This is a genomic window from Nocardia iowensis (assembly GCF_019222765.1).
Lineage (GTDB): Bacteria > Actinomycetota > Actinomycetes > Mycobacteriales > Mycobacteriaceae > Nocardia > Nocardia iowensis.
In genome coordinates, this window is record NZ_CP078145.1 from 2,150,968 (window position 1) to 2,163,070 (window position 12,103).

Consider the following 12,103-nt stretch of genomic DNA (forward strand, 5'->3'; position numbering starts at 1 on the left):
CGGATCAGGCGGGGGCCGTTTCGGCCGCGAGGGCGATCAGGCGGGCGCGGACCAGATCGGGGCGTTCCTCGGTGATGAAATGTCCGCAGTTCGCCACCCGCTCGAGGGTGTAATCGTCGGCCTGCGCGGTTTCGGCGGCGGCGAGCGAGTGGTGGACGGCGCCGTCGTCCACCCCGAACAGGGCGCGGATCGGGATGGTCGCGCGCCTGGTCTCGGCGTGGCGGCCCGCGCGGGGCAGTTCGCGGAGCAGGAAGGTGCGATAGGTGTCGGTCGCGGCGCGAGCGCAGACCGGGTCGCGGAAGCGATCGGTATACACGCGCACCACTTCCGGACCGAATTCCGCGGGGTTCTCGACCGCCTTGGCGAAGACCAGGTCGAGCAGCCGAGTGTGCTGATGCAGGTACTTTCCGAACGCGGCGACCGGCGGTTGATAGACCATGAACCGCCACAGATGCGGCAGGACGGTGCGCGGCGTCTGCCACGGGTGCGCGATGTTCAACGCCAGGAATCCGTCGAACCGCTCGGGCTCCCGCAGTACCAGCAGGTGGCCGATGTAGCCGCCCCAGTCGTGGCCGACGAGCAGCACTCGGTCCAGTCCGAGTTCGTCGAGCAGCGCGAGGACATCGGCGGCCACGTCGTCCTTGGCCCAGCGATGCGGCGCCGGACCGGACCAGCCGTAGCCCGGCAGATCGGGCGCGATGATCCGCAGCCCCGGCGGCGGATCGGCCAGCAGGTGACGGAAGGCGTAGTGGTGTTGCGGCCATCCGTGCAGCGCGAGCACCGGTCGTCCGTCCGTGGGCCCGGCCTCGGTCAGGTGGAAGCGGACGCCACGCGCGGTGACGAAGGATCGGCGAACGCCCGCGATCGCTGGGGGATCTGCCGTTTCCGTTGCTGTCGAGGTCGCTGAGCCGGAATCGTGTTGCCGCTGGCGCATACTCGATGGTAACCAGACGGGCCGAACCCGCGTCCGAATTACCCTCGGCCTGATCGCGAGCAACGGCGCGGCATTCGCCGCGAAATGACCATGAACGACGGAGAATAGGCGGACAGGATTCCCGGTACCGGGGACCGTGCAGGAGGCCAACCATGTCGAGCCAATATCAGCCGCCCGCGGGCTGGTCGCCGCCGGGCGCCCAGTTCCAGAGTCGCAGCGGCGTCGGCCGCACGCTGACCGGCACGCTGATCGCGTTGGTGATCACGCCGATCGGGATCGGGCTCGCCGCGCACGGCGCGCTGGACACCAGGCAGTGGGTCATTCTCGGCGGCTCGGCCGACCGGTGGGGTTCGAACTTCCAGATCATCGGCGGTGCGGTGCTGCTGTTCCTGGTTGCGGCGCTGGCCGCGTTCTCCCCGGTGGGCACGGCGATCGCGGGCCTGGTGTGGGGTCTGATCCCCGGGGTGTTGCACATCCTGTTCCCGGAAGACACCTACCGGCAGATCGAGAATTTGCCCGAGCTGGCCGACGATTTTCATCTCGCACTGCACAATTGGGTGCTGAACGGCTTCGCGCTGCTTACCGGAGTGTTCCTGATCGGCGCGGGTATCGCGGCCACCTTGCGGCGCAAATGAACCAGGACCGCGCCCACATCCCGGTGGGCGCGGCCCGAATTCAGCCCTTGACGCAGAGCACCTGCCGCAGTGTCGCGACGACATCGACCAGGTCGCGCTGCGCGGCGATGACCTCGTCGATGTCCTTGTAGGCGGCCGGGATCTCGTCCACCACGCCCGCGTCCTTGCGCGATTCGACGCCCTCGGTCTGGGCGACGAGGTCGGCGACGGTGAACTGCTTCTTCGCCGCATTGCGGCTCATCCGCCGTCCCGCACCGTGCGAGGCCGACTGGAACGAGGCCGGATTTCCCTTGCCGCGCACCACATAGGAGCGGGTGCCCATCGAACCCGGAATCAGCGCGAGATCACCCGCGCCCGCCCGGACCGCACCCTTGCGAGTCACCAGCATCGGGATGCCGTCGATGAGCTCCTCGGCCACATAATTGTGGTGGCAGGAGATCGGCTGCTCGAAACGTACCTCGCGCTCGGCGAATTCGTCGCGGACCGCGCGGCACACCAGCGCGAGCATCACCGCGCGATTGCGTGCGGCGTACTCCTGCGCCCAGCTGAGGTCGCGCCGGTAGGCATCCATTTCCGGTGTGCCGGAAAGGAATACGGCGAGATCGCGATCGGGTAGGTCGACGTTGTGCGGCAGCTTCCTGGCCACGGCCATGTGCCGCTCGGCGAGTTCCTTGCCGATATTGCGGCTGCCGGAATGCAGCAGGATCCACACCGCGTCGTCCTGGTCGAGGCAGACCTCGATGAAGTGATTGCCGCCGCCGAGGGTGCCCATCTGCTTGTGCGCCTTGGTCTCTCGTGCGCGCACGCCCTCGTCAAGCGAGGCGAACGAACCCCAGAAACGATCCCAGCCCGCCCGCAGCGTCGCGGTGCTCGCGCCGAGCGAGGCAACCGCTGAGCCGAGCTCGGCGACGTTGACCGCGTCGTCGTGCGCGTGGAAGCCGACCGGCACCGCGGCCTCGATCCGGGACCGCAGCGAGCGTAGGTCGTCCGGCAGATCCGCGGCGGTGAGATCGGTCTTGACGCTCTCCATGCCGCAGCCGATGTCCACCCCGACCGCGGCCGGGGACACCGCGTCCTGCATCGCGATCACCGAGCCGACCGTGGCACCCTTGCCGAGGTGCACGTCCGGCATGACGCGGACGCCGTGGACCCATTTCAGCGCGGCGATATTCCGCAGCTGCTGCAGCGCGGCCTGCTCGACCGCGTGCTCGTCGGCCCACATAAGCGTCTGCGCCCGGGTACCGCGCAGCTCGACGGGAAACATTGTTTCGATCCTTTCGTTGTCCTACTGATCAACGGTAGGGATCGCCGGGGTGCGGTGCACTCGAATAAATACGTGGCGTGGACGAGTAGTTCTACCGGAGTTACCGGGCAGTGGTGTTGGGGTAGGTGAACCTCCGCCTACGCTCCGGCCGTGCGCGGTCTGCTGATGGACTTCGCCCGCCCATAAGCGTCCTCGGCATTGATGTGGGCGATACCCGCGGCCAGGCGTTCGGCGTCGGCGGTGGTGATCAGGTCATCGGCGATCCATTCGTCGAGCAGTCGGCCGAGCCCGCGCCGCCACCAGAGGGCGCCGAGGAAGTGCAGCTCCGGCAGGCCGTAGCCGTCCGACGAGTAACACAGCGAGCGGAAGGGCGCGAGCTCGAGCGCTTCGGCCAGCACGGCTTGGGCGCGATGTCCCACATAGGGAACGGTGAGTCCGACATCCATTCGGACATGCCCGAAGGCGTGCGCCAGGTAGGCGGCATTGCGATGGAACGGCCAGCAGTGCAGCAGCATCACCAGGAGACCGGTGTCCGCGGTTTTCCGGAGAAAGTCGGTGAGCAGCAAGGGATCCGCGCGATGCAGCCGCAGATCGGTGTCGCCGAAGCCGGTGTGGAATTGCAGGGGCAGGCCGAATTCGGCGCCGATGCGGGCCCCGAGACCCACTAGCCAGCCCAGGAGGTCCGGATCGGTGAGGCGGCGCTCGGGAATCACCGCGCGCGGCGGTCGATCACGTAGCGGGAAGTCCAGGCCGCACCGGTAGCCGACGATGGTCTTGAGCCCGACGGCGGTTCGGGCCCGCTCGCGCAGCCTGGCCTCGATCTGATCGAATACCGTCTTGCCCGCGCCCACTTCGGCGATCACCTGTTCGGCGACGTGTTCGAGCCGCACGACCTCGCGCACCTCGCCGTCGGTCAGCGAACCGAAATCCGCTGTCCCACCGCCGAACCCGGTGTCGAGGAACCAGCTGGTGGTACCGGTGGCGCGCAGCAGCCGGACGGCGACTTCGCGCCAGCCGAGTTCGGCGCGGTGGGTCAGGTACGCGTCCGGGCCGACATGCGGCGGCAGATCGAGTGCCGGTGCGCACCATCGCCGGACGGCGAGGCCGATGGTGGAATCGAAGCTGCCGGTGGGTCCCTCGCTGAGCAGTCGCTCGAACCCGGCCCGGTCCAGATCGCGGGGGACGACACCGTGGCAATGGTGATCGGTGAGGGTGAGGCCTTCGGTCAGCACGTCAGAACCGCCAACGAGTCAGTGCGACAAGCTCTTCCGGGCTGGTGTCCGAGTAGCGTGTGGCCTCCGCGCGGCGCACGGTGAGCAGCGCGTCGTGCAGTTCGGGCCCCATGGCCTCGGCCAAGATCGCGGAATCCGCCAGCCGGTCGGCCGCCTCGGCGGGGCCGGTCGGCAGCCTGCGCACGCCAGAGATGAGCAGCTGTTCGGCATCGAAGGTGACCGGGTCGCCGCTGATTTCGGCGGGCAGCCGCAGTTCCTCGGCGACACCGGCCAACCCGGCGGCGATGACCGAACCCACGATGAGATAGGGGTTGCCGGTCGCATCGAAGCATTTGACCTCGGCATTGGCGGCCCACTCTTCGGTGCCGCGCACGCCGGTGACGAAACGCAATGCCGCCTCCCGGGTTTCCCGGCCCCAGCATTGCCAGATGCCCGCCCAGCGGGACGGGACCAACCGCAGGAAGCTCGCCGGATTGCCGGCACCCACGGCGACCAGTGCGGGCAGTTCGCGCAGCACGCCGGCCAGGAATGCCTCGCCGGTCCGGCGCATGCCGTAGGGGCCGTCGCCGGTGGCGAACAGCGGACCTTCGTCGTCTTGGGCGGAAAAGTGCAGGTGCGCACCGGATCCGGTGCCGCCGGGCTCGAGACAGGGGGCAAGCAGCGCACGCCAGCCGTACTGCAGGCTGACCTGGCGGATGGTGTGCCGCACCAGTATCGCGTCGTCGGCGGCGCCGACCGGATCGGACGGTTGGACGGACAGTTCCAGCTGGCCTGGCGCGTATTCCGGATGGAACTGGTCGACGAGGATTCCCTGCCGGTCCAGCACGGCGATCAGTTCCCTGGCGTAGTCGGCGACCTGCCCGAGTCGCACCATGCCGTAGGCGGGGCCATAGGCGGCCGGGGTGAAGTCGGCGGAGTCGTCCCGGCCAACAGACCATTCGGTCTCGAATGCCATGGACAGTCGAAGCCCCGCTCGCCGCGCGCTCTCGGCCTGGCGGGCCGCGAATCCGCGCTGGCAGGCGGCGAAACGGGTGCCGTCCTGGGTGTATTTGTCGGTGGGCGCCCACGCCCAACCCGGCTGACAGGCGAGTTCGGTCAGCATCGAGAGGTCAGGAACCAGCCGCAGGTCGCCGTCGGGTCCGCCGAGGTACTTTCCGACCGCCATCACATCGTCGAAGCCGAACGTCTCGAAGCACGGCGACACCCCGATCCCGTGCCGCGCCGCCTGCGCGAGCCGCCGCATCGGCACCGTCTTCACCCGGGTGATCCCGGCGTTGTCGACGAACGTCAACGCGACAATGTCGGCATCCAGCCTGCCGATCAGTGCCGAATTGTCGTCATCGGACGGTATGCGCTCCGGCATGGTTGCCATGAGCACCAACGATAGCCCGCCAGGTTGCCCCCTGAAGTCGACTCGCCCCCGAACCCACTGCGCGCCACCGAGTTCACGGTGACGCCATGATCAACGGCACGTGCTGGTCTACTCAGCGAATGCCGCCGTCATGTGCCGTTGATCAGGGTCGGCGCCGCTACTGTGCCGCGAGTGCGGCGCTGATTTCTTCGCTGGTGGGAATCGAAGTGCTTGCGCCGAGCTTGGTGGTAGCCAGTGCGCCTGCGGTGCCTGCCCAGGTCAACGCCCATTCCGGGCCGCGATGCCAGGCGGCGGCCAGTGCACCGGTGAAGCTGTCGCCCGCGCCGGTGGTGTCGACGACGTCGACCCTGGGGCTCGGCTGGGACAGTTGCGCACCGTCCGGGCCTCGGTAGGCGGCGCCGTCCGCGCCGCGCGTCACGACCACATGGGCGACCGGATCGAGGGCGGCGCCGAGCTGTTCGGCCTCGCCCGAATTCACCACCGCCACATCGACATTCGCCCACAGTTCGGCGGGCAGCTGTTGGGCCGGGGACGGATTGAGCAGCACCGTGGTGCCGTTCGCGCGGGCGTGCCGCGCGGCCGCCGTTACCGTGTCGATCGGAATCTCCAACTGGCACAACAGCAGATCGGCGGCGGCGATCACGTCGAGGTCTTCCTCGGTGAGCTCGGTCAGCCGGGCGTTCGCACCACCGACCACGATGATGCTGTTCTCACCGCCGCTGTCCACCACGATCGCGGCCACGCCGCTCGGCCCGTCGACGGTCCGCAGTCGCTCGACGCCGACCGCCGAATCGGTCAGCGCGCGCCGTAGTTCGGCGGCGAACACGTCGTCGCCGACCGCGCCGAGGAACTGCACGGCGCCACCGGCCCGCTGCGCGGCGATCGCCTGATTCGACCCCTTGCCGCCGGGCACCGTCGCGAAGCCCGTGCCGAGCACCGTCTCGCCGGGCACCGGGCGTCGCTCGGTGATGGTCACCAGATCCATGTTGATACTGCCGAGCACAGCGATCGAGGGCGTGTCCGTCTTTTCGGCCATGCCGTCAGAGGCTAGTAGAGGCGCTGCGGTGTCCCACAGCGGTGGTTTTTGCCCTGGACCGGATCAGTAGGCTGTACCCATGACGGTAGGAACGACGACCGGGCCCGATGTCCGCGAGGTGGTGCACGATGCCGCGCGCAAGGCTCGCGTCGCGTCGCGGGTGCTGGCCCAGCTGACCACCGCGCGGAAGAACGCCGCACTGCACGCCGCCGCCGACGCGCTCCTCGCCGCGGCGGACACGGTGCTCGAGGCCAACGCCGAGGATCTCGCCGAGGCGCAGGCCGCGGGTACCGAGGAGTCGCTGTTGGATCGGCTCCGGCTGACCAAGGCGCGCATCGACGGCATCGCCTCCGGCCTGCGTCAGGTGGCCGCGCTGCCCGATCCGGTCGGTGACGTGGTGCGCGGCTCGACGCTGCCGAACGGCCTGGAAATCCGCCAGGTCCGGGTGCCGCTCGGGGTGGTCGGCATGGTCTACGAGGCCCGGCCGAACGTCACCGTGGACGCCTTCGGGTTGGCGCTCAAATCCGGCAACGCGGCCCTGCTGCGCGGTTCATCCTCGGCCGCGCACTCGAATGCGGCGTTGGTCGCGGTGCTGCGGGAATCGCTTGTCGCGCAGGACATCCCGGCCGACGCCGTGCAGCTGCTGCCGAGCGCGGACCGCTCCAGCGTCACCCACCTGATCCAGGCTCGCGGACTGGTCGACGTGGTCATCCCGCGCGGTGGCGCCGGTCTGATCAGCGCCGTCGTCCGCGACGCCACCGTGCCGACCATCGAGACCGGTACCGGCAACTGCCACGTCTACGTGCACGCCGCCGCCGACCTGGACATGGCCGAGCAGATCCTGCTCAATGCCAAGACCCGCCGCCCCAGCGTCTGCAATGCCGCCGAGACGGTGCTCATCGATGACGCGATCGCCACCACCGCGGTGCCCCGGCTGATCGAGGCGCTGGAACGCCACGGCGTCACCGTGCACGGCGACCTGCCCGGCCTGGTGCCCGCGAACAGCAAGGACTGGGGCGAGGAGTATCTCACCCTCGATATCGCGCTCAAGGTGGTCGACGGCCTGGACGCGGCCATCGAGCACATCAACACCTGGGGCACCGGGCACACCGAGGCCATCGTCACCGCCGAACTGGCCGCCGCCCGCGAATTCACCAGCCGGGTCGACGCCGCGGCGGTCATGGTGAATGCTTCTACCGCGTTCACCGACGGCGAGCAGTTCGGGTTTGGTGCCGAGATCGGCATCTCCACCCAGAAGCTGCACGCCCGCGGCCCCATGGCGCTACCGGAACTGACCTCCACCAAGTGGATCGTGTGGGGCGACGGCCAGATTCGGCCCGTATAGGCATATAGGGAGCGAGCGGCGCGCATGCCACTCGATTCCGAGGAAGGACTGCACGTGGCCCCCATTCCCGAGGCGCCCCAGGAGCCGATCTTCGCGTCGGTCGACGATGTGATCGATCAGCTGGCCGGCACGGGCTATCTCGCCGACAAGGCCACTGCCACCTCGGTGTTCCTCGCCGACCGGCTCGGCAAGCCACTGCTCGTCGAGGGTCCGGCCGGCGTCGGCAAGACCGAGCTGGCGCGCGCGGTCGCGCAGACCTCCGGCGCCGAACTGGTCCGTCTGCAGTGCTACGAGGGTGTCGACGAGGCTCGCGCTTTGTACGAGTGGAACCACGCCAAGCAGATCCTGCGGATCCAGGCGTCCAGTGAGAACGCCTGGGAAGAAACCAAGGCCGACGTCTTCACCGAGGAATTTCTGCTGTCGCGGCCGCTGCTCACCGCGATCCGGCGCAGCGATCCGACGGTGCTGCTGATCGACGAGACCGACAAGGCCGACGTCGAAATCGAGGGTCTGCTGCTCGAGGTGCTCAGCGATTTCGCGGTGACCGTCCCGGAGCTGGGTACCATCACCGCGAGTCGCAAGCCGTTCGTCGTGCTGACCTCCAACGCCACCCGCGAGCTATCCGAGGCGCTCAAGCGCCGCTGCCTCTACCTGCACCTGGACTTCCCGGACGAGGAGTTGGAGCGGCGCATCCTGGCCAGCCGGGTGCCGGAGCTGTCCGCCGCCGTCGCCGCCCAGCTGGTGCGGATCGTGCACGTGCTGCGCGGCATGCAGCTGAAGAAGCTGCCCTCGGTGGCCGAGTCGATCGACTGGGGTCGCACGCTGCTCGCGCTCGGCATGCACGACCTGGACGACAGCGCGGTGCGCGCCACGCTCGGCGTCGTGCTCAAGCATCAGAGCGATCACCAGCGCGCACTGGCCGAGCTGAAGCTGGCCTGAGCCGATGGCCGCGCGATCGCTGCCCGCGCCCGGCGTGGAACTGACCGCGCCGCACGGGCTGCCCGGGCATCTCGTCGGGTTCGTCGAAGCGCTGCGTGAGCGCGGCATTCCGGTGGGTCCGTCGGAAACCGTGGACGCGGGCCGGGTGGTGACCGTGCTCGACCTGCTGGACCGCGAGGTGCTGCGCGAGGGCCTGGCGTGTGCGCTGCTGCGCCGGACCACGCATCGCGCGACGTTCGACGGACTGTTCGATCTGTGGTTCCCGATCACGGTAGGGGAGCGCACCGCCGGACGTGACGAAGTGGAGATTCCCAGGACACCTACGGGCGAAGTGGACATCGCGGCGCTGCGGGAATTGCTCGCGGAACTGTTGACCGAGGAAGCCTCCGACGCGCGTTTGGAGGCATTGGCTGCCCAGCTGGTCGAGCAACTCGGCCAGTATCAGTCGGCGAGTGGGCCGTCGTTCTCGGCCTATCAGGCGTTGAAAGATGTTCAGCCGCAGACGTTGCTGGCCAAGATCCTGGCCGGGCTCGCGGCCGGGCCGGATGTCAGCGCATTCGACACCGAGGTCGCCCGGCGGACCGCGCGCGGGCGCATCGATCAGTTCCGGGCCTCCGTGGAAGCGGAAACGCGGCGGCGGGTGGCCGAGCGGATCGGACGCGAACGCGTCGCCAGCTATGGCGTACCGCGCCAATCCGAAGACATCGACTTCCTGCGCGCCTCCGAGTCCGAGCTGGCCGCGATGCGGCGCAGCACCCAGCAGTTGGCGCGCATCCTGGCCTCGCGGCTTGCCGTGCGGCGCAGACATTCCCGGCGTGGCGAGATCGATTTGCGGAAGACGCTGCGCAAGTCGATGTCGACCGGTGGCGTGCCCATCGACCTGGTGAACCGCAAGCCTCGGCCCGGGCGCCCGGAGCTCGTCCTGCTGTGCGACGTGTCCGGCTCGGTGGCAGGCTTCAGCAACTTCACCCTGCTGCTGGTCAACGCGCTGCGCGAACAGTTCTCGCGGGTGCGGATTTTCGCGTTCGTCGACCAGACCGATGAGGTGACCCAGTTCTTCGATCCGCGCACGCAGTTGGACAAGGCGATGGCCCGGATCTTCACCGAGGCACGCGTTGTCGGCATGGACGGGCACTCCGATTACGGCAACGCGCTGGCCGGATTCGCCAGAGACTTTCCAGATGCCGTCACCGCCCGCAGCTCACTGCTGATTCTCGGCGACGCGCGCACCAATTACCGTGACCCCGAACTGGAGACGCTGCGATCGCTGGTGCGTACCGCCAAGCACGCGCACTGGCTCAATCCGGAGATGCGAACCAATTGGGGTTCGGGCGATTCCGCCGCCGACAAGTACCGGCAGGTGATCGAGATGCACGAATGCCGCTCGGCCAGTCAGCTGACGGCCGTGGTGTCGCGCCTGCTTCCGGTGTGAGGATCGGCGTCATCAGCGTTCGTTAAGAGAACCATTGGGCCTTGCCGCGAGGATGCCCACCATGGTGGAGAGAGCGCCCAATGGTGTGGCGGCGGTGCAGGACAGCTATACGTTCCAGGTGGATCTGCGCGGGATCGTCGATTTGCTGTCCCACCACCTGTATTCCAGTCCTCGGGTGTATCTGCGTGAGTTGCTGCAGAACGCGGTGGACGCCGTCACGGCACGTGCTGGGCGAGACCGGTTGGCGCCTACCGCGATTCGGATCGCCGTCGATGCGACCGGGTTACGGATCACCGACCCGGGGGTGGGTCTGACCGAGGCGGATGTGCATCGGTTCCTGGCGACGATCGGGCGATCGTCGAAACGTGACGACATCGAGGGCGCGCGGCGAGAGTTTCTCGGGCAGTTCGGCATCGGGCTGCTGGCCTGCTTCACCGTGGCCGAGACGATCCGCGTGGTCACCCACTCCGCCGACGATCCGGCTGCCGCGCCGGTCGAATGGCTGGCCGCCGCGGATGGCACCTACTCGGTGCGGTTGCTGGAACCAGCGGAGTACCCCGAGCCCGGTACCACGGTGCAGTTGACGCCGCGGGCGGGTGCGGAGTCGTGGTTCGCGCCGCGCCGCGTCATCGAACTCGCCCGCGAATACGGCTCCTTGCTGCCCTATGCGGTGACCGTCGAGTCCGATGGCGTCATCGTGCCGGTCACCGATGGCCCGGCCGTGTGGCATCGCGACTATTCCTCCGCCGCGGAACGGCGGGCTGCCCTGCTCGAATTCGGCGAGCGCACACTCGGCTTCGCGCCCCTCGACGTCATCGATCTGGACGCGGAACTGGCCGGGGTGAGCGGCGTCGCGTATGTGCTCGCGCAGCCGGGCAATCCGGCGGAGAGCAGCGCGCACCGGGTGTATCTGAAGGGCATGCTGCTCGGCGACGCGGTGCGCGGACTGCTGCCGGACTGGGCGTTCTTCGTGCGGTGCGTGATCGATACCGACTCATTGCGCCCCACCGCATCCCGCGAGGGACTGTACGAGGACGACCGGCTGGCCATTATTCGGGAGGTACTCGGCGACCGGGTGCGCGACTGGCTCACCGAGATCGCGGCCGAGCAGCCGCAGCGGCTGGCCGCGTTCCTGTCGGTGCACGCACTCGGTGTCAAGGCGATGGCCCGGCACTCGGCCGAACTGTTCCGGATCATGCTGCCGCACTTGACCTTCGAGACGAGCGACGGCCGAGTTCCGCTGACCGAGTTCGCCCGCAACCACCCGGTCATCCGGGTGACGGCGACGGTGGAGGAGTTCCGTCAAGTGGCGTCGACCGCGGCGGCGCAGGGCATCGGGATCGTCAACGGTGGCTACGCCTACGACCGGGAACTGGTGGTGGCGCTGCCGCGGTTGCTGCCAGGTGTCGAGGTGATCGACCTCGACACCGACGCCATCACGGCTGCGCTGGATCTGGTCGACCCGGCCGACGAACTGGCGCTGACACCGGTGTTGACCATTGCCCGCGCGGCGCTCGACCCACTGTCCTGCGACGTGATCGTGCGAGCGTTTCACCCGGTTTCGGTGCCCGCGTTGTACTTGGACGGACGGAGTGCGCGCAACGAACGGACCAGAGCGGAGACCGCGCTCGGCGCGGACGAGCTGTGGAGCGAGATCCTCGGTGCGCTCGACGCCGCCGCGCCGCGTGCCAAGCTCGTGCTGAACCACCACAGTCCGGTAGTCCGCAGGCTGGCCCGCATCGGCGATCCGGCCTTCCTGAAGACGGCGGTGGAATCGCTGTACGGGCAGGCCCTGCTGATGACGCACCGGCCGCTGCGGCCCGCCGACACGGCGCTGCTCAATCGCGCCTTCGGTGAATTCCTCAGCTGGGCAACGCAACGTGCCGCGGGCACCGCCGACGAGACGGAGTGAAG

Annotated in this window: 10 protein-coding genes; 5 read left to right on the plus strand and 5 right to left on the minus strand. The window is 68.6% G+C overall.

Going from position 1 to position 12,103, the window contains the following annotated elements; translation table 11 throughout:
• Nucleotides 1–4 precede the first annotated feature (4 nt).
• Nucleotides 5–934 (minus strand): alpha/beta fold hydrolase, encoded by a 930-nt coding sequence (locus tag KV110_RS09755; protein ID WP_218475276.1) that lies wholly within the window; start codon nt 932–934, stop codon nt 5–7.
• A 152-nt stretch (nt 935–1,086) separates the two neighbouring features.
• On the opposite strand from KV110_RS09755, the gene KV110_RS09760 reads away from it, so the two are divergent.
• Nucleotides 1,087–1,569 carry a hypothetical protein gene (locus KV110_RS09760; RefSeq protein ID WP_218475278.1) on the plus strand — a complete coding sequence of 161 codons (483 nt, stop codon included), beginning with the start codon at nt 1,087–1,089 and terminating at the stop codon, nt 1,567–1,569.
• A gap of 40 nt (nt 1,570–1,609) precedes the next feature.
• On the opposite strand, the gene KV110_RS09765 is transcribed toward KV110_RS09760, so the two are convergent.
• From KV110_RS09765 to KV110_RS09780, 4 genes are all read right to left on the minus strand, one after another.
• A complete protein-coding gene (locus tag KV110_RS09765) occupies nt 1,610–2,833 on the minus strand; it encodes an RtcB family protein (protein WP_218475280.1) in 1,224 nt (407 codons plus the stop codon).
• A 137-nt stretch (nt 2,834–2,970) separates the two neighbouring features.
• On the minus strand, nt 2,971–4,065 hold the full coding sequence (locus KV110_RS09770) for an amidohydrolase family protein (RefSeq protein ID WP_218475282.1): 1,095 nt from the start codon (nt 4,063–4,065) through the stop codon (nt 2,971–2,973).
• Between the two features lies 1 nt (nt 4,066).
• Nucleotides 4,067–5,437 (minus strand): type I glutamate--ammonia ligase, encoded by a 1,371-nt coding sequence (locus tag KV110_RS09775; protein ID WP_218475283.1) that lies wholly within the window; start codon nt 5,435–5,437, stop codon nt 4,067–4,069.
• Nucleotides 5,438–5,594: 157 nt separating this feature from the next.
• Nucleotides 5,595–6,473, minus strand: coding sequence for a ribokinase (locus tag KV110_RS09780; protein WP_218475285.1), 879 nt, complete (start codon nt 6,471–6,473; stop codon nt 5,595–5,597).
• Nucleotides 6,474–6,552: 79 nt separating this feature from the next.
• Between KV110_RS09780 and KV110_RS09785 the strand changes: the two genes are divergently transcribed.
• The 4 genes from KV110_RS09785 (at nt 6,553) to KV110_RS09800 (ending at nt 12,101) form a co-directional block, all read left to right on the plus strand.
• Nucleotides 6,553–7,818: a glutamate-5-semialdehyde dehydrogenase gene (locus tag KV110_RS09785; RefSeq protein WP_218475287.1), complete on the plus strand. Its 1,266-nt coding sequence runs from the start codon at nt 6,553–6,555 to the stop codon at nt 7,816–7,818.
• Nucleotides 7,819–7,842: 24 nt separating this feature from the next.
• Nucleotides 7,843–8,757 (plus strand): AAA family ATPase, encoded by a 915-nt coding sequence (locus KV110_RS09790; RefSeq protein WP_218475289.1) that lies wholly within the window; start codon nt 7,843–7,845, stop codon nt 8,755–8,757.
• A 4-nt stretch (nt 8,758–8,761) separates the two neighbouring features.
• Entirely contained in the window at nt 8,762–10,189 is a 1,428-nt protein-coding gene (locus KV110_RS09795; RefSeq protein ID WP_218475291.1) for a vWA domain-containing protein, read from the plus strand.
• A 61-nt stretch (nt 10,190–10,250) separates the two neighbouring features.
• Complete coding sequence (locus tag KV110_RS09800) at nt 10,251–12,101, plus strand: HSP90 family protein (RefSeq protein WP_218475293.1); 1,851 nt, start codon at nt 10,251–10,253, stop codon at nt 12,099–12,101.
• Nucleotides 12,102–12,103: the final 2 nt, after the last annotated feature.